The 25261-nt window shown below is 65.2% G+C and carries 24 protein-coding genes and 1 tRNA gene; 18 read left to right on the top strand and 7 right to left on the bottom strand.

What is annotated here, in order from left to right:
* The first annotated feature begins 191 nt into the window (after positions 1 to 191).
* Entirely contained in the window at positions 192 to 2924 is a 2733-nt protein-coding gene (gene secA / locus EN853_RS01925) for a preprotein translocase subunit SecA (RefSeq protein WP_127857577.1), read from the top strand.
* A gap of 97 nt (positions 2925 to 3021) precedes the next feature.
* On the opposite strand, the gene EN853_RS01920 is transcribed toward secA, so the two are convergent.
* Positions 3022 to 5637: a LuxR family transcriptional regulator gene (locus EN853_RS01920; RefSeq protein WP_127857576.1), complete on the bottom strand. Its 2616-nt coding sequence runs from the start codon at positions 5635 to 5637 to the stop codon at positions 3022 to 3024.
* A 246-nt stretch (positions 5638 to 5883) separates the two neighbouring features.
* On the opposite strand from EN853_RS01920, the gene EN853_RS01915 reads away from it, so the two are divergent.
* The 6 genes from EN853_RS01915 to EN853_RS01890 all read left to right on the top strand — a co-directional run bounded on the left by EN853_RS01915 (position 5884) and on the right by EN853_RS01890 (position 11189).
* Positions 5884 to 6156 carry a DUF4242 domain-containing protein gene (locus EN853_RS01915; RefSeq protein WP_059187931.1) on the top strand — a complete coding sequence of 91 codons (273 nt, stop codon included), beginning with the start codon at positions 5884 to 5886 and terminating at the stop codon, positions 6154 to 6156.
* A 55-nt stretch (positions 6157 to 6211) separates the two neighbouring features.
* Entirely contained in the window at positions 6212 to 6421 is a 210-nt protein-coding gene (locus EN853_RS01910) for a hypothetical protein (RefSeq protein WP_127857575.1), read from the top strand.
* A gap of 120 nt (positions 6422 to 6541) precedes the next feature.
* A complete protein-coding gene (locus EN853_RS01905) occupies positions 6542 to 7045 on the top strand; it encodes a hypothetical protein (RefSeq protein ID WP_167524343.1) in 504 nt (167 codons plus the stop codon).
* 225 nt (positions 7046 to 7270) lie between these two features.
* The gene (locus EN853_RS01900; RefSeq protein ID WP_127857574.1) at positions 7271 to 8674 is read left to right on the top strand and encodes a lipopolysaccharide biosynthesis protein; all 1404 of its coding nucleotides are present in this window, start codon (positions 7271 to 7273) and stop codon (positions 8672 to 8674) included.
* Positions 8674 to 9954 (top strand): GNAT family N-acetyltransferase, encoded by a 1281-nt coding sequence (locus EN853_RS01895; RefSeq protein ID WP_127857573.1) that lies wholly within the window; start codon positions 8674 to 8676, stop codon positions 9952 to 9954. Before EN853_RS01900 ends, EN853_RS01895 begins: the two co-directional genes overlap by 1 nt.
* Positions 9955 to 10025: 71 nt before the next feature.
* A complete protein-coding gene (locus EN853_RS01890; RefSeq protein ID WP_127857572.1) occupies positions 10026 to 11189 on the top strand; it encodes a YncE family protein in 1164 nt (387 codons plus the stop codon).
* Between the two features lie 44 nt (positions 11190 to 11233).
* Here EN853_RS01890 and EN853_RS01885 read toward each other — a convergent pair.
* Positions 11234 to 11318 (bottom strand) — tRNA-Leu (locus EN853_RS01885).
* A 264-nt stretch (positions 11319 to 11582) separates the two neighbouring features.
* Between EN853_RS01885 and EN853_RS01880 the strand changes: the two genes are divergently transcribed.
* Complete coding sequence (locus tag EN853_RS01880) at positions 11583 to 12173, top strand: YqaA family protein (RefSeq protein WP_127857571.1); 591 nt, start codon at positions 11583 to 11585, stop codon at positions 12171 to 12173.
* Between the two features lie 22 nt (positions 12174 to 12195).
* Positions 12196 to 12714 (top strand): disulfide bond formation protein B, encoded by a 519-nt coding sequence (locus tag EN853_RS01875; RefSeq protein WP_127857570.1) that lies wholly within the window; start codon positions 12196 to 12198, stop codon positions 12712 to 12714.
* Between the two features lie 161 nt (positions 12715 to 12875).
* Here EN853_RS01875 and EN853_RS01870 read toward each other — a convergent pair whose 3' ends face one another.
* Together EN853_RS01870 and EN853_RS01865 are read right to left on the bottom strand one after the other, a co-directional pair.
* Complete coding sequence (locus EN853_RS01870; protein WP_013892845.1) at positions 12876 to 13433, bottom strand: HNH endonuclease; 558 nt, start codon at positions 13431 to 13433, stop codon at positions 12876 to 12878.
* Positions 13434 to 13544: 111 nt separating this feature from the next.
* Complete coding sequence (locus EN853_RS01865; protein WP_127857569.1) at positions 13545 to 14204, bottom strand: DNA-3-methyladenine glycosylase; 660 nt, start codon at positions 14202 to 14204, stop codon at positions 13545 to 13547.
* Between the two features lie 80 nt (positions 14205 to 14284).
* On the opposite strand from EN853_RS01865, the gene gluQRS reads away from it, so the two are divergent.
* Positions 14285 to 15154 (top strand): tRNA glutamyl-Q(34) synthetase GluQRS, encoded by an 870-nt coding sequence (gene gluQRS / locus EN853_RS01860; RefSeq protein WP_127857568.1) that lies wholly within the window; start codon positions 14285 to 14287, stop codon positions 15152 to 15154.
* A gap of 152 nt (positions 15155 to 15306) precedes the next feature.
* Here the strand turns inward: gluQRS and EN853_RS01855 are convergent, their stop codons facing one another.
* Positions 15307 to 15594, bottom strand: a complete 288-nt coding sequence (locus tag EN853_RS01855) for a hypothetical protein (RefSeq protein WP_127857567.1) — start codon at positions 15592 to 15594, stop codon at positions 15307 to 15309.
* A gap of 161 nt (positions 15595 to 15755) precedes the next feature.
* On the opposite strand from EN853_RS01855, the gene EN853_RS01850 reads away from it, so the two are divergent.
* Entirely contained in the window at positions 15756 to 16631 is an 876-nt protein-coding gene (locus EN853_RS01850) for a DMT family transporter (RefSeq protein ID WP_127857566.1), read from the top strand.
* A gap of 18 nt (positions 16632 to 16649) precedes the next feature.
* Here the strand turns inward: EN853_RS01850 and EN853_RS01845 are convergent, their stop codons facing one another.
* Entirely contained in the window at positions 16650 to 17501 is an 852-nt protein-coding gene (locus EN853_RS01845) for a YihY/virulence factor BrkB family protein (protein WP_127857565.1), read from the bottom strand.
* Positions 17502 to 17539: 38 nt separating this feature from the next.
* Between EN853_RS01845 and EN853_RS01840 the strand changes: the two genes are divergently transcribed.
* The 7 genes from EN853_RS01840 to EN853_RS01810 all read left to right on the top strand — a co-directional run bounded on the left by EN853_RS01840 (position 17540) and on the right by EN853_RS01810 (position 23038).
* Positions 17540 to 18421: an SDR family oxidoreductase gene (locus EN853_RS01840; protein WP_127857564.1), complete on the top strand. Its 882-nt coding sequence runs from the start codon at positions 17540 to 17542 to the stop codon at positions 18419 to 18421.
* 24 nt (positions 18422 to 18445) lie between these two features.
* Positions 18446 to 18637: a twin transmembrane helix small protein gene (locus tag EN853_RS01835; RefSeq protein ID WP_127857563.1), complete on the top strand. Its 192-nt coding sequence runs from the start codon at positions 18446 to 18448 to the stop codon at positions 18635 to 18637.
* 23 nt (positions 18638 to 18660) lie between these two features.
* Positions 18661 to 19242, top strand: a complete 582-nt coding sequence (locus tag EN853_RS01830) for a cob(I)yrinic acid a,c-diamide adenosyltransferase (RefSeq protein ID WP_127857562.1) — start codon at positions 18661 to 18663, stop codon at positions 19240 to 19242.
* Between the two features lie 25 nt (positions 19243 to 19267).
* Positions 19268 to 20077, top strand: a complete 810-nt coding sequence (locus EN853_RS01825) for a rhomboid family intramembrane serine protease (RefSeq protein ID WP_127857561.1) — start codon at positions 19268 to 19270, stop codon at positions 20075 to 20077.
* A gap of 165 nt (positions 20078 to 20242) precedes the next feature.
* Complete coding sequence (locus EN853_RS01820; protein ID WP_040989245.1) at positions 20243 to 20992, top strand: electron transfer flavoprotein subunit beta/FixA family protein; 750 nt, start codon at positions 20243 to 20245, stop codon at positions 20990 to 20992.
* A 23-nt stretch (positions 20993 to 21015) separates the two neighbouring features.
* The gene (locus tag EN853_RS01815) at positions 21016 to 21945 is read left to right on the top strand and encodes an electron transfer flavoprotein subunit alpha/FixB family protein (protein WP_127857560.1); all 930 of its coding nucleotides are present in this window, start codon (positions 21016 to 21018) and stop codon (positions 21943 to 21945) included.
* Positions 21946 to 22159: 214 nt separating this feature from the next.
* Entirely contained in the window at positions 22160 to 23038 is an 879-nt protein-coding gene (locus tag EN853_RS01810) for a 3-hydroxybutyryl-CoA dehydrogenase (RefSeq protein WP_127857559.1), read from the top strand.
* Positions 23039 to 23176: 138 nt separating this feature from the next.
* Here the strand turns inward: EN853_RS01810 and EN853_RS01805 are convergent, their stop codons facing one another.
* Complete coding sequence (locus EN853_RS01805) at positions 23177 to 25093, bottom strand: PAS domain S-box protein (protein ID WP_245516791.1); 1917 nt, start codon at positions 25091 to 25093, stop codon at positions 23177 to 23179.
* Positions 25094 to 25261 lie beyond the last annotated feature (168 nt).

Genomic DNA, 25261 nt, shown 5'->3' with positions numbered 1-25261 from the left:
CGGAATTTGGCGCTGCCCATAGGGCTAACGCGGCGTTGACATCGATTGAGCCCCCTCTTATCTGTCCAACGACTTGGCGTCCAGAACCGTTTTCCGGGCGCTTTTTGCGTTTGTCCGCATTCACGCGGATTTGATGGGCCCGCCAGGCGTCCGTCGCAAACGGCTAAAATTGCTATCGAAAGGGCCATTGGATGGTCAGTCTCGGCGCTCTCGCGCGTAAGGTTTTCGGCTCCTCCAACGACCGCCGAGTCAAGGCGACCAGGCCCCGGGTCGAGGCCATCAACGCCATGGAAAACGAGATGCGGGCGCTCTCGGATGCCGAGCTTGCCGGCCGCACGGAAAAATTCCGTCAGGATCTCGCTAACGGCGCCTCGCTCGACGACCTGCTGATTCCGGCCTTCGCCACCGTGCGCGAGGCGGCCCGCCGCGTTCTGGGCATGCGCCCCTTTGACGTTCAATTGATCGGCGGCATGGTGCTGCACAATGGCGGCATCGCCGAAATGCGCACCGGCGAGGGCAAGACGCTGGTCGCCACCTTGCCGGTCTATCTCAATGCGCTCGCCGGCAAGGGCGTCCATGTCGTCACTGTCAACGACTATCTCGCCAAGCGCGACGCCGAATGGATGGGCCGCATCTACAAGTTCCTTGGCCTGACCGTCGGCATCATCGTGCACGGCCTCTCCGACGACGAGCGCCGCGAGGCCTACGCCTGCGACGTCACCTACGCCACCAACAACGAGCTCGGCTTCGACTATCTGCGCGACAACATGAAATACGAGCGCTCGCAGATGGTGCAGCGCGGCCACGCCTACGCCATCGTCGACGAGGTCGACTCCATCCTGGTGGACGAGGCGCGCACGCCTCTGATCATTTCCGGTCCGCTCGAGGACCGTTCGGAGATGTACAACACCATCGACGCCTTCATGCTGAAGCTCGGCCCGGCCGATTATGAGGTCGACGAGAAGCAGAAGACCACGATCTTCACCGAGGACGGCACCGAGAGGCTGGAGAACATGCTGCGCGACGCCGGCCTCTTGAAGGGCGAGTCGCTTTACGACGTCGAGAACGTCGCCATCGTCCACCACGTCAACAACGCGCTCAAGGCGCACCTCCTGTTCCAGAAGGACAGGGACTACATCGTGCGCAACGGCGAGATTGTCATCATCGACGAGTTCACCGGCCGCATGATGCCCGGCCGCCGCTATTCGGAAGGCCTGCACCAGGCGCTCGAGGCCAAGGAGCATGTGACGATCCAGCCTGAGAACCAGACGTTGGCCTCCGTCACCTTCCAGAACTATTTCCGCCTCTACAAGAAGCTCGCCGGCATGACCGGCACGGCGCTGACCGAGGCCGAGGAATTCGCCAACATCTACAATCTCGAGGTCACCGAGATCCCGACCAACCTGCCGGTCGTCCGCAAGGACGAGGACGACGAGGTCTACCGGACGGTGGACGAGAAGTACAAGGCGATCGTCAAAGAGATCAAGGAAGCGCGCGACAAGGGCCAGCCGATCCTGGTCGGCACCACCTCGATCGAGAAGTCCGAGCAGCTGGCCGAACGCCTGCGCAAGGACGGTTTCAAGAATTTCGAGGTGCTGAACGCCCGCCACCACGAGCGCGAGGCGGCCATCGTCGCCCAGGCCGGCAAGCCTGGCGCCATCACCATCGCCACCAACATGGCCGGCCGCGGCACCGACATCCAGCTTGGCGGCAACGCCGACATGCGCATTGCCGAGGAGCTGGCAGACATGCCGGACGGGCCGGAACGCGAGGCACGGGAAAAGCAGATCCGCGACGACGTCGCGCAGTTGAAGGAGAAGGCGCTCGCCGCCGGCGGCCTCTACGTCCTGGCCACCGAACGCCATGAATCGCGCCGCATCGACAACCAGCTTCGCGGACGCTCCGGCCGCCAGGGCGACCCGGGCCGCTCGAAATTCTTCCTGTCGCTGCAGGACGACCTGATGCGCATCTTCGGCTCCGAGCGCATGGACGGCATGCTGCAGAAGCTCGGCCTCAAGGAAGACGAGGCGATCATCCACCCGTGGATCAACAAGGCGCTGGAAAAGGCGCAGAAGAAGGTCGAGGCGCGCAACTTCGACATCCGCAAGAACCTCCTGAAGTATGACGACGTCTCGAACGACCAGCGCAAGGTGGTGTTCGAGCAGCGCATCGAGCTGATGGATGGCGAAGGGCTGTCCGAGACGGTCACCGAGATGCGCGAGGGCGTCATCGAGGAAATCGTCGCCAAGAACATCCCCGAAAACGCCTATGCCGAGCAGTGGAACGTCGCAGGGCTGAAGGAGGAAGTGGCGCAGTATCTCAATCTCGACCTGCCGGTCGAGGAGTGGGTCAAGGAAGAAGGCATCGCCGAGGACGATATCCGCGAACGCATTTCCGCCGCAGCCGAGGCAGCCGCCAAGGAACGCGCCGAGCGCTTCGGCCCCGATGTGATGAGCTATGTCGAGCGTTCGGTGGTGCTGCAGACGCTTGACCATCTGTGGCGCGAGCACATCGTCAACCTCGACCACCTGCGCTCGGTCGTCGGCTTCCGCGGCTATGCCCAGCGCGACCCGCTGCAGGAATACAAGGGCGAGGCGTTCGAGCTGTTCCAGGGCATGCTCGGCAACCTGCGCCAGGCCGTCACCGCGCAGCTGATGCGCGTCGAGCTAGTCCGCCAGGCGGCGGAAGCGCCGCCGCCGGCTGCGCCCGACATGTTCGGCAGCCATATCGACGGCACCACCGGCGAGGACGATTTCCAGGGCGGCGAGACCGCGCTGCTGGTCCGCCAAGATCAGCACGCCATCGTTGCGCCGGAAAATCGCGACCCGAAGAACCCGGCGACCTGGGGCAAGGTCGGCCGCAACGAGGCCTGCCCCTGCGGCTCCGGCAAGAAGTACAAGCACTGCCACGGCGCATTCGCTTGAGGCTCTTTCCCTTCTCCCCGTTCAACGGGGAGAAGGTGGCCCGCAGGGCCGGATAAGGGGCAGCGCAGACTTTCGCCGTCTGCCTGGTAGACCAACCTCACAACAATCCCGACGCTCGCGCCGCGGCCGTCGCCTCGCCGCGCGAGACGGCTTCCAGCTTCTCCAGCACCGCCGAGACATGGTGATCGACCGTCTTCGGCGAGATCGTCAGCTGCGCTGCGATCTTCTTGTTGGAGAAGCCGCGCTCGATCAGTTGCAGGACCTCCATCTGGCGCTGGGTCAGTCCGGCAAGGTTGGCGCGCGTTGCCTGCCTTGGTCCTCGCGCGATATGGCTGACGCCGCTTTGCCGCATCACGCCGCGCACATGCTGCGCCACCGGCCTCGCGCCAAGCCCTTCAAGAATGTCGAGCGCCTCGCGCAGCGCCGCCTCATCGCCTTGCAGCAGCGCGAGCGCGCGCTCGAAGGGAGCGTCCGCCCCTGCCCAGAACGCCGCGGCGCCGCGCCAGTCGCCGGCAAGCAGGAGGCGATGCGGCTCGGCCATGCCGCCGGTCTCGCCGGGATCGCAGTCGGGTGACAGCAGTTGCCGCCAGGTCGCAAGCTCGCCGAACACCGCGCGCGTCGGCCACAGGCTCTCGGCAAGATCGATCAGGCGCAACGCTTCGTCCCTGTCGCCTTGTCCGAGCCATGCAAGCTCGGCCATCACGGATGCGTAAGGCACCAGCCGCTGCAGCTCCATGCCCTTGTCCAGGAAGCGTCTCATCTCATCCAGCACCGGCTCGGCCGATGGATCGCCGCGCCGGATGCGCAGCCTCGCCAGCGCCACCAGCGAGGGGTAGCGCACGAGGGCGGTCGTTGCCTCGTCGTCGATGACGTCATGCGCCACCGCCGCCGCGTCGTTCCACAGGCCGCGCCGCAGCAGCAGCTGCGCCTGCACGCCGCGCATGTAGTCGCGCCAGGTGGCGAGATCGTTCTCGACGCAATAGGCGATGCCGCGTTCGAGGAAGGCCTCCGCCTCGGCGAGACCGAACCGGTTCATCTCGACGCAGGCGCAATTGGTGAAGGCGCGCGCCGCATGCTCCTGGAAATTCCCCGCAAGGGCGATTCCCAGGCTGCGGGCGAGATCGCGCCGCCCCTTTGCTAAATCCAGCCATTGCCCGGCGGCGCCGACATTGTTGAGCGCGTGGCAGAAGATGTCCGGACGGTTCAGGCGCTCCGCCAGCTCGGCGGCCTTGCCGCCCAGCAAGAGCGTCTCGTCGAGCCTTTCGGCCAGCATCGCCAATTGCGAAAGGTTGGAATAGGCCATGGCAAGCTCGGGACTGTCGGGCGCCGTTTCCAGAAGTTCGACGGCCTGCGCGCCGAACCGGTCCGCCGCCGCGCGGTCGCCGAGCAGATAGGCGAAGCGCGACAGGCATCTGAGGCTGTCGCCTTCCTTCAGCCTGTCGCCCAGAGCCTGCCACAGCCGGCGCGCCTCGCCCTGCGCCTCCATGGCCGCGTCGATGCGGCCGATGAGATGGCATTCGAAGGCATGGCCTTCATGCAGCGCCGCCTGGCTTTCCATCGGCAGGCCATCGCAATACCGCAAGGCGACCTCGTAGTGGCCGGCGGCGTCGCGATGCGCACCGACGCGCGAGGCTTCGCGCGCGGCGAGCGGCGCAAGCTCGCGCACGGCCTCCAGGTTCTGCGCCTCGACCGCATGATGCACCAGCCTCGCTGTGGCGACATCCGGATTTTCCTGCAGCGCTGCCAGTGCGCGCTGATTGTACTCGCGCCGTCTGCTTGGCGTCAGCGCCATCTCGATGGCGCGGCGCGCGATCTCGTGCCGGAAAGCGTAGCCGTCGCCGAAATCCTCGAGCAGGCCCTGGCTGACGCATTCGGCGAGCTGGCCGGCAGCCGCGATCCCGCACAGGCCGCTGAGCGCCCAGGCATCGGCGCGGCGCGGAAACACGGACACCGCATCGAGCATCGAGCGAGCGCCGGGCGACAGCCGCTCTGCCCGCGCCAGCACCGCGTCGCGAACGCTGGCCGGGAGCGCGGTATCGCCTTCGGCGGCGAGCAGCTCGGTGACGAAGAAGGCATTGCCGGCGGTGGCCCGATAGATGGCGCCGCCGTCGCGGCCGGCCTGTCCCGCGAGCGACGACACCGCGGCCTCGCTGAGCAGCGGCACCTCGATACGCATGACATTGCCAGCCGGGATCTCGCCAAGCGCCCGGCGCACGCGCATCTGTCCCTCGCTGCGGTCGGTGCGCGCCGTGACTAATAGCAGGATATGGGAGTTTGCAATGCGCCGGCCGAGGAAGCGGACGAAATCGAGCGTCGCGTCATCCGCCCAATGCAGGTCCTCGATGATCAGCACGCTTGGACCTTTCGCCTCGAAGACGTCGAGCGCGTCGGAAAACAGCGGCAGCCTCTGCCCCTGCCGGTCATCGATCGCGCGCGGCAGTTCCCATTGCGCCTCGCGGGCGAGGTCGTAGAGCGGCCCCAGCGGGTCGGGGATCGACAGGTCCTCGCAGGCGCTGCGCAGCAGGATCACGCCTTGCACTGGCCGATCGACGCCCACCCGATCAATGCCCATACGGTCCACAAAAGCCTCGACCAGCGCCGTCTTGCCGGCGCCCGCCTCGCCTGACAGCGCCGCCACGCGGCCGCGGCCCTGCATCGTTTCCGCCAGCAGGGCCTCCAGTTGCCGCAGCTGCGTCTGCCGTTCCAGAAGCATTCTCATCTCTCTCGCGAAGTCATGAATTTCACCGCGGCGGGCGTGCCGCCTCGATAGTCCAGATGAGCGCGCCAAAATGTGACCTTCCACACATTTGGGTGTCGCTCTCCACAAACAACGTTTCCAACATGGGCAATCGTCCCGCCCAATATGGGGAAAGGTTCCGATGCGCGGCATTTGCGGGCGTGGTTTTAGTGCGGCCGCGCTCGGACCGAGCGTCAATCAATCACGAAAGGAAAACTGATCATGCCTCGCTATCTGGTTGAACGCACATTTCCCGACGGCCTCAACGTGCCGATGAACGATGCCGGCGCGACCGCCATGGGCGGCGTCATCGCCCGCAACGCCGAAAAGGGCGTGACCTGGGTGCAGTCCTATGTGTCGCCCGACAAGGGCAAGAGCTTCTGCATCTACGATGCGCCCTCGCCCGAGGCGATCCGCAGCACGGCGCAGAAGAACGCGCTTCCCGTCGACAAGATCACGGAGGTGCGGGTCCTCGACCCTTACTTTTATCGCTGATCAACCACACCACGATGCGCTTCAGATCGTCTCCGCCGACGGCGGACCTGCTGGCGTGCCGGACAGCGAGAGTGCATCCGCCCCGGCGGATATCCTCGCGCCACGGCGCGGCGTCATTCGGCGGGCCGTGTCGGCGCTGCTCTCGCCTCTGCGAAACCGGCGCCGCCTTTTGCCCCCGCAGGACGACTATCTGAGACGCGACATCGGCCTCGAGGAGCGCGAGATGCCGCGCGAATACTGGGAATATTGGTGGCATCAGCGCTAATTTTGACCGGCGGGCCCAGGGCGACTCCGCCCGGCAATCGCAAGGCGTCGCATGCATTACAGGGCCGACCCTCAAGCGGCCGGCTCCGCCTTGCGCGCCGCAACCGAATTGGAGAGGAAAATGAGCATCCGCAATTGGAACAGACGCCTAGTCGCCGCATCGGCCCTGGTTGTCCTGGCGGCCGGCGCTGCCAGGGCCGAGGCCGTCAATCCGCTCGCCGAGAAGGTGCGGGCGGCCGACAGCCGCTTCGCCGACGTCGCGGCGGCGAAAGCCGAAGGCTATGCGCCGATCCCCTGCGCCAGCGGCCTCAGCGGCGGCGCCATGGGCATCCACTACGTCAATGCCGCCTATCTGAAGGACGACGCCGTCGATGTCGGCAAGCCCGAGGCGGTGATGTACGAGCCGATGGCCGACGGCACGCTGAAGCTGATCGCCGTCGAATACATCACCTCGAAGGGCCCCGCCTCGCTCGAAGGCCACCTGTTCAACTTCAACACGGCGCCCAACCGCTACGGCCTCGGCCCGTTCTATGAACTGCACGTCTGGGCCTGGAAGCAGAACCCCACCGGCGCCTTCGCCGACATGAACCCGAACGTTTCCTGCGATGCCACGAAGGGGATGTAGGAGCGTTTCTGAGGAACTTGGGACATCGGCGCCGCGTCCGGTGTCCACCCTTCCCCTGGCGGGGAAGGGCGAGCGCAGCGCCGGCCGGCTCCCCTTGCCCCCGGGCAATCCCCGGCGCTCGCTCGCCTTTCGCTGTCTGGAGCACCCTTCCACCCAACCGTTTCTTAAGGTGTTTCGGATAGACCGGAACGCCGAAAAAGGGGCGGGAAACGGAGAGTATTCGGGGTGCGCTTTTCCGCGGCGACGACTGCCGGGCGGTTCCTGCCGCAGCGCTGGGCGCTGCGCATGCGGCCGCTGCTTGGCCGCATCGATGCCGTGCTGTTCACCGCCGACGAGCGCGGCGAAGCCGGCCGCATGTCGCTGATCGCCTTCTCCATCCGCATCGTCAGCGCCGTCATCGCCTTCATCAGCCAGGTGCTGATGGCGCGCTGGATGGGCTCGTTCGAATACGGCATCTTCGTGCTGGTCTGGGTGACGATGGTGATCGTCGGCAACCTCGCCTGCCTCGGCTTCCACACCTCGGTCATCCGCTTCATTCCCGAATATCGCGAGCGCGGCATGCTCGCCGAATTACGCGGCATCGTGCTGGCGAGCAGGCTGTTCGTGCTGGTCGCCTCGACGGTGATCGCGGGCATCGGCGCCCTCGGCGTCTGGCTCGCCTCGCCCTGGATCGAGACCTACTACGTCGTTCCCTTCATCCTCGGCGTCATCTGCCTGCCGATGATTGCGATGGGCGACCTGCTGCAGGGCCTGGCCCGCGCCAATTCATGGGCACTGTTCGCGCTGTCGCCGACCTATCTGGTGCGGCCGGTGCTGATCCTGGTTCTTATGGCGGCGATGCTCGCCATGCACTACGCGCCCGATGCCAAGACCGCGATCTTCGCCTCGATCGCCGCCACCTATGTCACGTCACTCGGCCAGCTGATGGGCGTCACCTCGCGCATGGACAAGAAGATCCCGGCCGGACCGATGACGGTGCATTTCGGCCAGTGGTTCCTCGTTTCGCTGCCGATCTTCCTCGTCGAGAGTTTCTTCTTCCTGCTCACCAATGCCGACGTGCTGATGGTCGGCGCCTATCTCGACCCGAATGACGTCGCCGTCTATTTCGCCACCGTGAAGACGTTGGCGCTGGTGCATTTCGTCTATTTCGCCGTCAAGGCAGGTGTTGCCCAGCGCTACGCGCAATTCACCCATGGCGAGCCGGAAAGGCTCGCCGCCTTCGCCCGCGAGACGGTCTCCTGGACCTTCTGGCCCTCTCTGGCGATGGCGCTGCTGGTGCTGGCGCTGGGCGAGCCGATGCTGATGCTGTTCGGCCCGGAATTCACCGCCGGCTATCCGCTGCTCTTCCTGCTGGTCTTCGGCGTCGTCGCGCGCGGCGCCGTCGGCCCCTGCGAAAGCCTGCTCACCATGAGCGGCAACCAGAACATCTGCGCCGCCGTCTATGCCATGACGCTTGCCCTGAACATCGGTCTCAACGTGATCCTGATCCCGCTTTTTGGCCTCTGGGGCGCGGCGATCGCCACCAGCCTGGCGATGGTCTTCGAGGCCGGCGCGCTGTCCTTCACCGTCTGGCGCAAGCTCGGCATCGTCATGGCGATTTTCGTGCCCGCGAACAAGGAAATCGCCTGATGGCCGCCGTTCCGTTGCTCGAGGAGACCAGCGGCGGCACTGCCGGCGCCATGGTATCCGGCCTCGCCGGCCTGGCGCGAGAGGTCGATCCCGCGCATATCGAGCTCTTCGCCAACAACCGGCCGGAGCGCAAGCTCGCGATCTATCCGGCCTCGGCCGGCTTCGACCTCGTCGAGGAGCTAGACTATCTCAGCGCCCGCACGATCGAGCACAACGTGTTCTTCAACCCGCGCTTCCTGGCGCCCGCGATGCCGAGGCTCGAGGACCGCGAAGTCCGGCTGGCCGTGATCCGCGACGGCGACGAATACCGCAACCGGCTGCGGCTTCTGGTGCCGTTCTCGGTCGAGCGCCCCGCGATCCCGCTTACCGTCCCGGTCATGCGCACATGGTCGAGCCCGTTCGGTCCGCTCGGCACCCCGCTGGTCGACCGCGACGATCCGGTCGGCGTCATCGAGGATTTCTTCTCGATGCTGGGGAGGCCGCATCTCAAATTGCCGAAAGTGTTCGTGCTGCCCGACATGCGGCTGGACGGCCCGGTGGCGAGCCTGCTCACCTCCTTTGCCGACAGCCGCGGCCTGACCCTGGTCACCACTGGCAAGGTCGAGCGCCCGGTGCTGGAAAGCGACACCGACGGTGACGACTACCTCAAGGCCTCGCTGCGCTCGCACCATCATCGCGAATTCCGCCGGCTGAAGCGGCGCCTCGCCGACCTTGGCAAGCTCGAGCACGTCGTGGCGCGTGGGCAGGATGAGATCCGCCATGCCATCGAGAGCTTCCTGACCTTGGAAGCCGCGGGCTGGAAAGGCCGCGAGCGCACGGCCATGGCGATCGACCGCTACCGCGCCGCCTTCGCCCGCGAGGCCGTGCATCGGCTGGCCGAGCACGACATGTGCCGCATCCATTCCCTGAAGCTAGACGGCCGCACCATCGCGTCCCTGGTCGTCTTCGTCGAGGCCGGCGTCGCCTATACCTGGAAGACGGCCTATGACGAGACGCTCTCCGCCTATTCGCCGGGCACGCTGCTGATGATCGAGGTGACGAAGCAGCATCTCGACGATCCCAACATCGGCATGACCGATTCCTGCGCGGTGCCCGACCATCCGGTGATGAGCCGGCTGTGGAGCGAGCGCAAGCCGATGGGCACGCTGGTGGTCGGCTTGACGCCCGACGCCGACCGGCTGGCCCGCCAGGCGGCTTCGCAGATGCACCTCTATCGCGAGACCCGCAACATGGCGCGCCTCCTGCGCAACCGCATGCGGAGCCTGTTGAAAAGGCGCTAGATGGAGAGCGTTTCACAGGCTATGGCATCCCACGGCCGGATCCGGCCCGCATCAATCACAAAGCAATCCAGATGATCAGAATACTTCCGCGCCACGCCGGCTCGCCAATCGCGCTGCTTGCCCTGCTGCTCGCCCTGTTGCCGACGGGCGCCTTCGCGGACACCTGCCCCGAGGATTGCTCCGAGCCTGCGCCACCGCCCGTCAACATCTACAGCCACACGACCGCTGGTCTGAGCCCCGCCACGGCAGGCGCGTTGCCGCGCGTCTATGTGCCCAACCGCTCCTCGAACAGCGTTTCCGTCATCGACACGGCGACGCTCAAGGAGGTCGACAGGTTTCCGGTCGGCAGCAAGCCGCAGCACGTCGTCCCGTCCTGGGACCTGAAGACGCTCTGGGTGGCCAACAACGGCACCGGCAAGAACGGCAGCCTGACGCCGATCGACCCGATGACGGGAAAACCCGGCAAGCAGGTGCCGGTGGACGATCCCTACAACGTCTATTTCATGCCTGACGGCAGCGCCGCCATCATCGTCGACGAGGCCCTGAAGCAGCTCGACCTGCGCGATCCGCAGACCATGGCGTTGAAGTCGATCATCCCGACGCCGACCTGCCCCGGCATCAACCATGCCGATTTCTCGGCCGACAATTCCTATGCGATCTTCACTTGCGAATACGGCGACGGCGGCCTGGCCAAGGTCGATCTCAAGAACCAGAAGGTGCTCGGCCATCTCGATCTTTCGAAGATGGGCATGCCGCAGGACATAAGGCTCTCGCCCGACGGCAAGGTGTTCTACGTCGCCGACATGATGAATGACGGCGTCTTCCTCATCGATGGCGACAGCTTCAAGGAGATCGGCTTCATCCCGACCGGAATAGGCGCGCACGGGTTCGTCGTCAGCCGCGACGGGAAGCGGCTCTATGTCTCGAACCGCGGCTCGCACAAGATGGAGCAGGGCCGCGCCGACGGGCCTGGCAGCGTGACGGGGATCGACTTCGCCACGCGCTCGGTCGTCGCCCAATGGCCGATCCCCGAGGGCGGCAGCCCCGACATGGGCAATGTCAGCGCCGACGGCAAGCAGCTATGGCTCTCCGGGCGCTTCGACAGCGAAGTCTACATGATCGACACGACCTCGGGCGCCGTGACCAAGATCCGCGTCGGCGTCGAGCCGCACGGGCTGACGGTATGGCCGCAGCCGGGGCGGTATTCGCAGGGGCATACGGGGAATATGCGCTAACGCGCTTCGGATAGCCCGCCGCCCGAAGCTCGCGGAGCGAAGGGTGGTGCCCCTAGCCGGGATCGAACCAGCACTCCTTGCGGAACTCGATTTTGAGTCGAGCGCGTCTACCAATTCCGCCATAGGGGCTCAGGCCGGGCGGCCTGGATGGGCGCGGACTATACGGTTGGAGCGCCTTTCGTCAACTGGCCTGTTGCCGATTTGCCAGCGCGGCTAAGGCGCGCCTTTCGGTTTCGTGACCGCGCCGCCATTGTGCGGCGCGGAAAATCTTTCTAGACAGGCTGCGTGCCTGCCCCGAAACCCTTTGCTGCGGCGCTTTGGGTCCTTGTCTTCCTGCCTGTCGTTGCCCAAAACCGCTCAAGTGCCTCGGGGTGGCATTGATTAGGAGAGCCGATGCTTCGCGGACTTTACGACTGGACCCTGTCGCTGGCGGCACGGAAATCGGCCCAATGGTGGCTGGCCTTCATCGCTTTCGTCGAAAGCTCCGTCTTCCTGGTGCCGGCCGACGTGCTCTTTCTGCCGATGGCTCTTTCCAGGCCCGACCGCGCCTATCGCTACGCGCTGATCGCAACGGTCGCCTCGGTGCTGGGCGGCATTTTCGGCTGGTTCATCGGCCATTATGCCTATGAGGCGGTCGCCAAGCCGATCCTCGAATTCTATGGCAAATATGACCAGTTCGAGCAGATGCGGGCTTCATCCGGCGTCGGCTTCATCATCCTGATGCTGGTCACCTCGGGCGCGGCGCATTTGCCGCCGATCAAGGTGGTGACGATCCTGTCCGGCGTCATCGGCGTCAACCTGCTGCTCTTCGTCGGGCTTGCGATCGTCGCGCGCGGCGCCCGCTTCCTGCTGCTTGCCTGGCTGCTGCGCCGCTACGGCGAGTCGATCAAGGAATTTATCGAAAAACGCCTGGGCATGATCGTCAGCGCCGGCGCCGCTGCCCTTATTTTGCTCTATATCGCGGTCAGATACGCCCACGGATAAAGCCACGCAGACGGACCCATCGATGACAGCGACCACGACTGCCGATACCGGACACCAGCGGACGCGGACCGCGCTGTTCCTCGCCGTGGCAATGGCCTTGACCGTCGGCTCGGCACTCGCCTTCCAGTACATAGGCGGCTACATCCCCTGCCATCTCTGCCTGGAGCAGCGCACGCCCTACTATGTCGGTGCGCCGCTGATGCTGCTGGTGGCCGTCGCATCGATGCTGCGCGCGCCGGCCTGGGTGACGCGCGGCCTGCTGGCGATCGGTGGCCTGTTGATGCTCTACGGCCTCTATCTCGGCGTCTATCACTCCGGCGTCGAATGGGCCTGGTGGCCAGGTCCTGCCGACTGTACCGCCGGAGCCGGTCCGGTCGACACCGGCGGCAAGGGCGTGCTCGACGCGCTCGACAAATTCGTGCCGCCCTCCTGCGACAAGGCCGCACTCCGCATCCTCGGCCTGTCGCTCGCCGGCTGGAATGCCATCGCCAGCCTCATCCTGGCCGCCGTCGCCTTCCGCAGCGCCCTCGCGCGCGATTGACCCTGATTGAACGGCACAACGCAGAGTTCGTCCAGAAATTCGCCAACCCGAGTTGGCTGGCGCGGCTTTCGAGAACCGGAGCGGAGCGCACTTATGTACGTGAGCACCGGAAGCGCAGAAAGCTGCGGCAGACGGCCTGGCTCGCGGATTTCTGCCGAACTCTACGGTTCCAGTTCGACATCCCAGTAGAGATAATCCATCCAGCTTTCATGCAGATGGTTGGGCGGGAACAGGCGGCCGTTGTTGTGCAGGTCGTGCACCGTCGGCTGATAAGGTTTTTGCAGCGGCCACATCTTGGCCTGCGCCGGCATCATGCCGCCTTTCCTCAGGTTGCAGGGCGAGCAGGCGGCGACGACATTCTCCCAGGTCGTCGCGCCGCCGCGATGGCGCGGGATGACATGGTCGAAGGTAAGATCGTCCGGCGTGCCGCAATATTGGCACTGGAAGCGATCGCGCAGGAAGACGTTGAAGCGGGTGAAGGCTGGATGCCTGGACGGCTTCACATAGGCCTTCAGGCTCACCACGCTCGGCAGCTTCATCGAGAAGGTCGGCGAGGAGACGGCGTGCTCGTATTCGGCGACGATGTTGACCCGGTCGAGGAAGACGGCCTTGATGGCGTCCTGCCACGACCAGAGCGACAAGGGGTAATAGCTGAGCGGACGGTAGTCCGCATTCAGCACCAGCGCGGGAAGCCCATCCGGAGATACGGCAACCGTCACGTCCTCAGCCTCCTTGGTTCTAGAACCGAACGGCGCGGATACTGTAAGCCCGACATGACAGGGATGTGAAGCGGATTGTCGTTCGGCGAAACGGTCAAAAACGCATGATTTTCATGCTTTTTTGGCCATTTCGACCGGGGGCGCCGCGTCCCTGCCCTTCAGTTCGCGATAATAGGCCCAGAAAAGCCGCGATGCGACCCCTCGCCACGGGCTCCATGATTCGGCCAGCCGAATCAGTATCTTCTCCGGTGGACGGGGGTCGATGCCCAGCGCATGGCCGACCGCGCTCTGGAGCGCGACGTCGCGCGCGGGGAAGACATCGGGGTGGCCGGCGGCGAACAGAAGGTAGCACTCCGCCGTCCAGGGCCCGATGCCGGGCACCGCCGTCATCGCCGCGATCGCCTCGCCGGCGTCGAGCGAGCAGAGGTGGTGGAGATCGAGCCCGCCGGCCATGGCTTGCGCGACCGCGATCAGCCCGCGCTGCTTCGGCCGCGACAGGCCTGCCTCGCGAAAGACATCCTCGCCGGCGCAAAGTATCCCCTCGGGCGTCAGCGGATCGACCAGCCTGGTCAGCCGGCCGAAGATGGCATCGGCGCTGGCGCGCGATACCTGCTGCGAGACGATGATGGACGCGAGGCTCCCGAACCCCGGCTCGGAGAGCCTCAGCGGCACCTCGCCGGCCAGGCCGCGCACCTTCTCCAGCCGCGGATCGATCAGGCAGAGCGCGTCGAGCCCTGCCGCAATGTCGTCGAGCGAGGCGATGCGTTGCACGTTGCTTGTTCCCAGATCGACAATTGATGGCTAACTATCAACCGCCCGAAGCGCCTTTCAACCCGAATGCCGCCTGAGACATGACGCTCCTGACATTTCGCTTCGCGCCGAGCCCCAATGGCGAGCTGCATCTCGGCCATGCCTATTCGGCCCTGCTGAACCAGCAGATGGCGACACTGGCGGGGGGACGGTTCTTGCTGCGCATCGAGGACATCGATGTCACGCGCTGCACGCCGGAGTTCGAGGCCGGCATATTTCGCGACCTGGTATGGCTGGGGCTGAGCTGGCAGGAGCCGGTGCGGCGCCAATCCGAGCATTTCTCCGAATACAGGGCGGTGCTCGACCGGCTGATCGCCGAGGAGCTGGTCTATCCCGCCTTCATGAGCCGGCGCGAGATCCGCGCCTTCATTGCCGAGACCGGGGGGCGCGACTGGCCGCGCGACCCCGACGGCGTGCCGCTCTACCCGCCTCTCGATAAGGCCTTGCCAACGAGGGAACGCAAGCGGCGCATTGCCGAGAAGGCGCCTTTCGCCTGGCGGCTCGATGTCGACGCGGCCATGGCGCGCGTACCCGGCGCCCTGTCATGGATCGAGTTCACCGACGAGACGATGGCCGAGACGCGTACGGTCGAAGCAAGGCCGCAGGCCTGGGGCGACGTCATCGTGGCGCGCCGCGACATCCCGACCAGCTACCATCTCGCCGTGGTTGTCGACGATGCGCTGCAAAAGGTCAGCCATGTCGTCCGCGGCCAGGACCTTTATTCGGCCACCGGCGTGCAGCGTCTGCTCCAACAGTTGCTGGGCCTCTCGCCGCCGCGCTATTTCCACCACCGCCTGCTCCTGGGGCCCGACGGCCGAAAGCTGTCGAAGAGCCTGAAGGACACCGGCCTCGCAGCGCTTCGGGATGCAGGCGTGTCGCCGCAGGAAGTCAAGCGGCTGACCGGGCTTTGACTTGCCCTGACGGGGTTGTTGAGATTCACGTCACGCCGAGCCGAAAGTGGTGGTTTTCGAGAACCGGAGCGGAGCGTACTCGAAGTAGGTGAGCACCGGTAACGCAGAAAACCGGCACTTGCAGGCCGACATGGCGTGAATATCGACAATCCCTAAAGGCGTGCCAGCCCGGCCTTGATAAGCGCCATCACGCTGATGAGGACGAAGGCGCCGCTCAAACCCCATGCCACCGCAAGTCTGAGATCCCTGAAGGCGATGCCGTGCTCATTGGCGACCATCACCGCGACGAAGAAGCCCAGCGTGAACAGCAGCGTGTTGCCGGTCGAGCCGAAGCCGTCGTCCTTCATGATGGCATCGAGCGCGGAGCCGAAAAAGAATCCGAAAACCGCGACGGTCGCGACCGCGAACAGCAGCCACGTCGTACCGAGATGCAAAAGCATATCCGCCCATGGCGTGCCTTAACGCCATGCCCTCGTTGGCACCGGTTGTTGAATTCGAATGAGCTTATGGATCAACCGTTTCGTTTTGCTTGCCGAATTGAACGGCATTAGAGCAATTGCCGTCATCAACTTTTCACCCGCAGCCAGAGCCCTTCCCCAAAATGCGCAGCATCAAGCGGTTCATCCCCGCCTCCTTCGTCGTCCTTTGGGCGACCGGCTTCATCGGCGCACGCTATGCCATGCCGTGGGCGGAGCCTTTCACCTTCCTCGCCATCCGCTTCGTGGCGGCGGCGATTCTGTTCGCGGGACTGACCGCGCTGCTCGGCTCGCGCAGGGCAAGCCGCGAGGAGGCGTTTCACGCGACGGTGGCCGGCGTCCTCATGCACGGCGTCTATCTGGGCGGTGTGTTCTGGGCGATCCATCATGGCATGCCGGCCGGGCTTTCGGCGCTGATCGTCGGCCTGCAGCCGCTGATCACGGCGGTGCTTGCCGGGAAGTTCCTCCACGAGGCGATCCTGCCGCGCCACTGGGCAGGCCTTGCCGTCGGGCTGTTGGGCGTCGTCATCGTGCTTTGGCCGAAGCTCGGCATGATCGGCGGCGGCGTCACCGCGGCAACGTTGGCGGCCTCGCTCATCTCGGTGCTTGGCATGGCCGCCGGAACGATCTGGCAGAAGCGCTTCGCCTCAGGCGGCGACCTCGTCTCGGCAACGATGTGGCAGTATGTCGGCGGCTCGGTCCTGACGATCGTGGGGGCACTCGCCTTCGAGACGCGCGCGATCACCGTCAACGGTGAGCTCATCTTCGCATTTGCTTGGCTGGTCCTGGTGCTGTCGGTCGGCGCCATCTTCCTGTTGATGGTGATGATCCGGGACGGCGAGATGTCGAAGGTCGCGTCGCTGTTCTACCTGGTGCCGGCCGTCACCGCCGTCATCGCCTGGGCCCTGTTCGGCGAAGAGCTCAGTCTGCTACAGATCGCCGGCATGGCGATCGCCACGCTGGGCGTCGGCCTGGCGACCGCCCGGCCAGCCAAGGCATAGCCCGCCCAAGGTTCCGCTTCACCCGACTCTGGCGCGCGCCTCGAGATAGCGGCTGATCGCGGCATTGAGCTCGCCGCCGAGAATGAAGATCGCCGAAATGATGTAGAGGAACACCACCGCGATCATGATCGAGGCCAGCCCCGCATAGGTCGTCACATAGGACGAGAAGTGGTCGAGATAGGTGGCGAAGATGGTCGAGCCGGCCAGCCAGGCGATCAGGGTGAAGACGATGCCGGGCACGATCGAGACAAAACGGCGCTTGCCGGCCGGCAGCCAGATATGCACCGAAAACAGGCCGATGACGATGACCGTCGAGGCGATCACGTAACGCCATATCGTGATGGTGCCCATATAGGGCTTGATCCATTCGAGATGCGCCTCGGCCAGCCGCGCGAGCAGCGGCGCGAACACCAGAAGGACGCTGACGGCGAGGAAACAGGCGGTTGCGATCAGCACGAAAATGATGCTCTGCACCCGGCGGTGGATGATGCCGCGCGTCTCGGTGACCCGATAGGCGCGGTTGAGCGACGTGCGCAGCGCCTCGATACCGTTCGAGGCAAAGTAGGCGGCGAGCAGCACGCCGTAGGTCAGAAGGTCGGTTCGCCGTACGGTGAGCACGTTCTGCACCTCGCGCGCGATCGGCTTGGCGATCTGCTCCGGCCAGGTGTCGAAGACCAGGTGCACGGCCGTCTCGGCGAAGGCGCGCGCGCCGAGGAAGCTCGCCAGCGTCGTGGCAAAGATCAGGAACGGAAACAGCGCCATCAGCGAGGTGATCGCCAGATGGCTGGCCATCGCCCAGCCGTCGTCGGTGGTGAAATGGCCGATCGCATCGTAGAGCACGCGCTTGACGGCGACGATATTCCTGAGCAAGGACCCGCGCTCCGCTCGATTGTGTCGACGCGGCGAATATGGGAAGGGATTGCGGCAAATGGCAAGGTCAGACAACGTTGCCCACCGCTGAACAGTTGCGCAGCATCATCGTCACCGGCGCCTCTTCCGGCATAGGCGCCCATTGCGCGCGGGCCTTGAAGACGGAAGGCTGGCGCGTGTTCGCCACCGCGCGCAAGCCGGCCGACATCGCCGCGCTTCAGGCGGACGGCATCGAGGCCTTCTATCTCGACTATCGCGAGCCGGAATCCATTGCCGCCCTGGTCGATGCCGTGCTGGAGCGCACGGGCGGCACGCTCGACGCGCTGTTCAACAATGGCGCTTACGCACAGCCCGGCGCCGTCGAGGACCTGCCGGTCGAGGCGCTGCGCGAGCAGTTCGAGGCGAACTTCTTCGGCTGGCATGACCTGACGCGGCGCCTCGTGCCGGTCATGCGCAGTCAGGGCCACGGCCGTCTCGTGCACTGCTCCTCGATCCTGGGCCTCGCCCCGGTTCGCTTTCGCGGCGCCTATTCGGCCTCCAAACACGCCGTCGAAGGCTTGATGCTTTGCATGCGCCAGGAACTCGAAGGCAGCGGTATCCACCTCTCGCTGATTGAGCCAGGTCCGGTGACCTCGAAGATCGCCAGCAACGGCCTTGCGTGGTTCCTGAAAAACATCGATGTCGAGAACTCCGTCCACCGCGCCGACTATCAGGATCAGCTTGCGCGGCTGCGGGCCGGCGGCAGCGTCTCGCGGCTGAAGCCCGGACCGGAAATTGTCCATGTCGCCTTGCGCCACGCGCTTCTGTCACAGCGCCCGCGCCCGCACTATGTGGTAACGGTGCCGGCCAGAATCGGCGTGGTGCTCAAGCGCATCCTGCCGGCATCAGCGCTCTACCGCGTGCTTGCCAGGCGCGCCTGACCGAAACCGAACTGGAGCCCGCCCATGGCAACCACCGTCAAGATCCTCGCCTTGGTCGTCATGGCCGCCGTCGTCGTCGTGCTGATCCGCGGCCTCGTCAACATGATGCGGGGCGGGTCGGGTATGACCTCCAACAAGCTGATGCAGGCGCGTGTGCTGTTGCAGGCCGTGGCACTGGCGCTGATCCTGCTGGCGGTCTGGTTCACCCGCAAGTGACGCGCGCTGCAAGGAGGTGAGGCGTGGTCAAGCTCAACAAGATCTACACCCGCACCGGCGACGACGGCACAACCGGCCTCGGCAGCGGCGAGCGGCGGCTGAAGTCCGATCTGCGCGTCGAAGCCTACGGCACGGTGGACGAGGCCAATGCCTGCATCGGCATGGCGCGTCTCCACACCGAAGTGGAGCACCCTGCGATCGACACCATGCTGTCGCGCATCCAGAACGACCTTTTCGACCTTGGCGCCGACCTGGCGGTGCCGGACGAGGGCAAGCCGCTCGACTATGAGCCGCTGCGCATCGTGGCGGCGCAGACAGGGCGCGTCGAAAAGGACATCGATCTTCTCAACAAGGACCTGCAGCCGCTGAAGTCCTTCGTGCTGAACGGCGGCTCGCCGGCCGCGGCCGCCCTGCATCTGGCGCGCACGGTGGCGCGGCGCGCCGAGCGCGTCATGGTGGCGCTGGCGCAGGACCCGGCCGAGCACGTCAATCGCGAGGCGCTGAAATACATCAACCGCGTCTCGGACTTCCTGTTCGTCGCCGCGCGAGCAGTCAATGACAATGGAAACGCCGACGTGCTATGGGTGCCCGGCAAGAACCGCTGACAATCAGGTATGGCGGGAGGATCCGATGTTTATCCCGCTCTACGACACCAACAGGCTGCGCCACATCCGCCTGCAATATGTGACGATCGGCCTTATCGCGGCGAATGCCCTGGTCTATCTCGCGACCACCCTCGGCGGCGAGAACTTCACCAACGCCGCGGTGCTTGGCCTCGGCTTCATCCCGTCCGTCGTCCATGACAAGGTCGAGCTGTCGCCCGAATTCGTCATCATTCCCGAAAGCCTCAGCTATCTCACCTATTCCTTCCTGCATGCCGATATCTTCCATCTCGGCGGCAACATGCTGTTCCTGTGGGTGTTCGGCGACAATGTCGAGGATGCGCTCGGACATGTTCGCTACCTGATCTTCTATCTCGCCTGCGCGGCGGCGGGCGCGTTCGTTCAAGGCTTGGTAGGCTGGGATTCGCAGGTGCCGCTGATCGGCGCCTCGGGCGCCATCGCCGGCGTGGTCGCCGCCTACCTGATCCTCTATCCGAGGGTTAAGGTGTGGGTATTGGCCTTTGCGCGCATTCCGCTGCGCATTCCCGCCTTCATCCCGCTCATCCTCTGGATCCTGTTCCAGATCGTGATGTTTGCCGCGGGCGGCGAGGACCAGATTTCCTGGGCCTGCCATATCGGCGGCATCATCGCGGGATCCGTCCTGGTGCTAGTCCTGCGCAGCCGCGGCGTGCCGCTGCTTGCCGGCGCCGACGGCGAGCCGAGCCCCACGCCGACGGTTGAGCAGGCGCCCGTCCCGACCGAGCCTGGCGCAAGTCACGAAACCCCGGCGAGGCCGGCGCCGCAGTGGGGCCGCGGAGCCGCGTCGCCTCAGGACTGAACCGATTTGAATGCGCCATGCATATTGACGCGCCGGATCGCCGCCACTACGGAAACGCCACCACACCGGGCGGATAATCCGCCCCGGAATGTCGGCTTTCGACAACTCTGACAAGGCGCACGCTGCTATAGCGCGCCCGACGATCTCAGGAGAGGTGACAGGAAAATGAAGATCCTTGTGCCCGTGAAGCGGGTTGTGGATGCGAACGTCAAGGTCCGGGTGAAAGCCGATGGGCTGGGCGTCGAGCTTGCCAACGTCAAGATGGCGATGAACCCGTTCGACGAGATCGCGGTCGAGGAAGCGATCCGGATCAAGGAAGCCGGCAAGGCCGAGGAGATCATCGTCGTCTCGATCGGCCCGCAGCAGGCGCAGGAGACGCTCCGCACCGCGCTCGCCATGGGCGCCGACCGCGCCATCCTAGTCAAGACCGACGAGCAGACCGAGCCGCTCGGCGTCGCCAAGGTGCTGAAGGGCGTGGTCGAGGCCGAGAAGCCGGGACTCGTCATCCTCGGCAAGCAGGCGATCGACGACGATAGCAATCAGACCGGCCAGATGCTGGCGGCGCTGCTTGGCTGGGCTCAGGGCACCTTCGCCTCCAAGGTTGAGCTCGCCGGCGATCATGCCAAGGTGACGCGCGAGGTCGACGGCGGTCTGCAGACGGTGGAGCTGAAGATGCCGGCGATCGTGACCGCCGACCTCCGCCTCAACCAGCCGCGCTATGCCTCGCTGCCAAACATCATGAAGGCCAAGAAGAAGCCGCTCGACGAGAAGAGCCCTGCCGACTACGGCGCCGACGTCAAGCCGCGTCTCAAGGTGATCAAGACCGAGGAGCCCGGCGGCCGCAAGGCGGGCGTCAAGGTCAAGAGCGTCGCCGAGCTGGTCGAGAAGCTCAAGAACGAAGCCGGCGTTCTGTAAGGGATCGGGAAAGGACAAGAAAAATGGCAATTCTCCTCATCGCCGAACACGACAACGCAAGCCTTTCCGACCAGACCGCCAAGGCGCTGTCGGCGGCCCTCCAGATCGGCTCGGACGTCGACGTGCTGGTCGCCGGCAAGGGCGCCAAGGCCGCCGCCGACGCCGCCGCCAAGCTGAAGGGCGTTCGCAAGGTGCTGCTGGCCGAGGCCGACGAGCTGGCCGAGCGCCTGGCGGAGCCGCTGGCCGCGCTCGTGGTCGCGCTGGCTGGTTCCTACGACACGATCATTGCCCCGGCGACCTCGTCGGGCAAGAACGTCGCGCCGCGCGTCGCCGCGCTGCTCGATGTCGCGCAGGTGTCGGAGATCATCGAGGTGGTCTCGCCCGACACCTTCAAGCGACCGATCTATGCCGGCAACGCCATCCAGACCGTGCAGTCGACCGACGCCAAGAAGGTGATCACCGTGCGTACCGCCTCCTTCCAGGCAGCCGCCGAGGGCGGGTCGACCTCGGTTGAGACTGTTGGCGCCGCGGCCAATCCGGGCCTCTCCACTTTCGTCGAGAACAAGCTCTCGGAGACCGACCGTCCGGAGCTGACCTCGGCCAAGATCATCATCTCGGGCGGCCGCGCTTTGGGCTCGTCGGAGAAGTTCCAGGAAGTGATCCTGCCCGTCGCCGACAAGCTCGGCGCCGCCGTCGGTGCCTCGCGTGCCGCGGTAGACGCCGGTTACGCCCCCAACGACTGGCAGGTCGGCCAGACCGGCAAGGTGGTCGCCCCCGATCTCTACATCGCCGTCGGCATTTCCGGCGCCATCCAGCATCTGGCCGGCATGAAGGATTCGAAGGTCATCGTCGCCATCAACAAGGACGAGGAAGCGCCGATCTTCCAGGTTGCCGACTACGGTCTCGTCGGCGATCTCTTCGTCATCCTGCCGGAGCTGCAAAAGGCGCTTTGACGTCATCAACTCCGGCATATTAAAATCCGAAGGGTGGGGTAGACGAAGTCGCCCCGCCCTTTTAGTTTGCACTGCACAAAAAGCAGGCCGCCATGGCTTAAAAAAGCAATTCCGGGAAAAGTGCCTAGCGGTCTTCCGTCCGGAATTGTGAGAAACAAAAGGAAGCGTCTCCATGTTTCGCAGAAGCGGAGAGGCTTCAGACGGGATCGGGGTAATGAGCAAGATCGAGACGATCGGTATTGTCGGCGCGGGCCAAATGGGTGGCGGTATCGCCCATGTCTCTGCGCTGGCCGGCTACAAGGTTCTGATCCATGACCTCTCGTCAGACCGGATCGAGAAGGGCATTGCCACCATCAGCGGCAACATGGCCCGCCAGGTCGGTTCCGGGAAGCTCGAGGAGAAGGCGCGCAACGAGGCGATGGCGCGCATTTCGTCGGCCGACGCCATGGCCGATCTCGCCGCCGCCGATCTCGTGATCGAGGCGGCGACGGAGGACGAGACGGTCAAGCGCAAGATCTATGCGCAGCTCTGTCCGCAGCTCAATCCGGAAGCGATCCTGGCGACCAATACCTCGTCGATCTCGATCACCCGGCTCGCCGCCCAGACCGACCGGCCGGAGCGCTTCATCGGCATACATTTCATGAACCCGGTGCCGGTGATGAAGCTGGTCGAGCTGGTACGCGGCATCGCCACCGAGGACCAGACCTTCGAGGCGGCCAAGACGTTCGTGAAGCAGCTCGACAAGACGATCACCGTCTCGGAGGATTTCCCGGCCTTCATCGTCAACCGCATCCTGCTGCCGATGATCAACGAGGCGATCTATACGCTCTACGAGGGCGTCGGCACGGTCGACGCCATCGACACCGCCATGCGGCTCGGCGCCAATCATCCGATGGGCCCGCTGCAGCTTGCCGATTTCATCGGCCTCGACACCTGCCTGTCGATCATGCAGGTGCTGCATGAGGGCCTGTCGGACTCGAAGTATCGCCCCTGCCCGCTGCTGGTCAAATATGTCGAGGCCGGCTGGCTCGGCCGCAAGACCGGCCGCGGCTTCTACGACTATCGCGGCGACCACCCGGTGCCGACGCGCTGATCCCTCGCTGACCAGAGCAATTTCCGGGAAAAGTGTGAAACGGTTTTCCGTCCGGAATTGCGTGAAAACAAAGAGAGCAAAGCGATAGAGCGGTTCGTCGTTTCCGTGAACGATGGAACGCCCTGGCGCTTTCGGCGCTCAGGATGCCGCGGCAAGCGCTAGAGGCGCCGCCTCGTCTTTCGCGACGTCGTCCGGAGCCGCCGAAACGCAACCCCTTCCGGCTGCCTTGGCCGCATAGCAGGCGGCGTCCGCCCGGGCGATGATCTCGTCCACCTCGCCGCAACCGGCGCGGATCGGTGCGAGCCCGATGCTGGCGCCGATCGAATGCGAGCGGCCATCCCAGCTGAAATTCAGGTTGCGGATAGCATCGATGATCGAGCGCGCCGCGATCTCGGCCCGCGCTGATGCGCCCGATTTCAGGATGACGGCGAACTCGTCGCCGCCAAGGCGGGCGACGATATCCTCCGGCCCGAGCACGTTGCGGATGGCGTCCGCGACGCGCTTCAGCAGCGCATCGCCGGCGGCATGCCCGCCGGTATCGTTGACCGCCTTGAAATGATCGAGGTCGACGAACATGAACTGGTGCTCGCCGCCGTCGGGACGGCACTGATCGACCAGCTCCTCCATCGTGCGGATGAAGCTCGAACGGTTGGCGAGCCCGGTCAGCGCGTCATGGGCCGCGGCATAGGCCAGCTGACGCTGCAAGGCGCGCGCGTCGGTGAAATCCTGGAAGACGATCACGAGCCCGCAGAACTCGTTGCGGTCGTTGATGATCGGCGACACCATTTGGCGGATGCTGCAGCGCGTGTCGTCGCGCCGGACGAGCACGGCGCGGGCGTTCTGGTCGCAATGGTGGCGGTCGCCGGCGGAAGGCTGCGTCAGGCCGATCCTCTGCCCTGTTTCCTCGTCGACCGCCCAATAGACATGGCCGAGCCCCTTGCCCAGCGCTTCGCCGGCGGCAACGCCGGTCAGCTTTTCGGCGACCGGGTTCATGAAGGTGATGCGGTTGGCGGCATCGGTGCAGATCACCGCGTCGCCGATCGACTGCAGCGTCACCCTGAGCCGTTCCTTCTCATCGGCCAGCATGGCCGCCGAGACCTTGAGACGTTCTTCGGCTTCCTTGCGCTCGGTGATGTCGGTCAGGCTGCCGATGGCCCGGATCAGTCGGCCCTCGCCGTCGCGCTCGATCGCCTTGCCGCGGTCGAGGATCCAGACCCAGTGGCCGTCCTTGTGGCGCATCCGGAACTCGGCCTCGAAGAACGGCGTCTCGTCGGCGAGATGCACCCGGTCCGCCTCGGCGACGCGCCCGCGGTCGTCCGGGTGGATCATCGTCAGCCAGAGGTCGGGATCGCCATCCAGCTCGCCATCGTCATAGCCGAGCATCCTCACCCAGGTTTCGGAGTAGGTCGTGCCGCCCTTGCGCATGTCGAGGCTCCAGACGCCCTGCCCGGCGCTGGTCAGCGCGAAGTTCCAGCGCGTTTCGGCTTCGGCGACGCGCGCTTCGGCCTGTTTGCGCGCATCGATGTCCTCGATCTGCGACACGAGATAGAGCGGGCGACGGGTCTCCTCTTCGCGGATGACCGACCCGGCAAGCTGCGCCCAGACCGGAGTGCCGTCCTTCCTGAGGTAGCGCTTCTCGAAATGGAAGGAATCGATCTTTCCCTCCTTCAGCGCGATCATCGTCTCGCGGCCGATCTGCAGATCATCGGGATGCGTGATCTGGAAGAAGGTGAGCGCCTCGATTTCCGCCCGGCTGTAACCGAGCATCGCGGCGAAGGCGGGATTGGTCTGGAGGATGCGGCCGTCCAGGCCGACGATGGCGACGCCGATCGCCGAATCCTCCATCGCGCGCCGGAAGCGCTGCTCGCTCTCGGCGATCTGCCGATGGTCATCCGCAATCCGCCCAACGAACAGTGCGAAAAGGAAAAGCGACGCCCCGACGACGGCCATCGACAGCTGCAGGCCCAGCCTGAGGGCCTCGACGCTGAGCTGAAAGCCCGGTGACAAGATCGATGCCGCCACGGCAACGATGCCGGCTGTCATCAAGACGGGCACGGCGCTTTTGCCAGCCCGCGGACCTTTCCAACTCAACCACGCCACAATGCGATCCCACCCAGTGCGCAACTGCACGCCGCCACAACCCTGTAGAATCGATTTTAAGGAATGGTTGCATGGGCGGCAGCGGCCGCACCGCTAACCGGCAAACAATTGCCGGCATGATTA

This window comes from Mesorhizobium sp. M1C.F.Ca.ET.210.01.1.1 (assembly GCF_004791585.1).
Classification (GTDB): Bacteria; Pseudomonadota; Alphaproteobacteria; order Rhizobiales; family Rhizobiaceae; genus Mesorhizobium.
The sequence above is the reverse complement of the archived record's forward strand: the minus strand, read 5'-3'. Positions and strand labels throughout refer to the sequence as shown.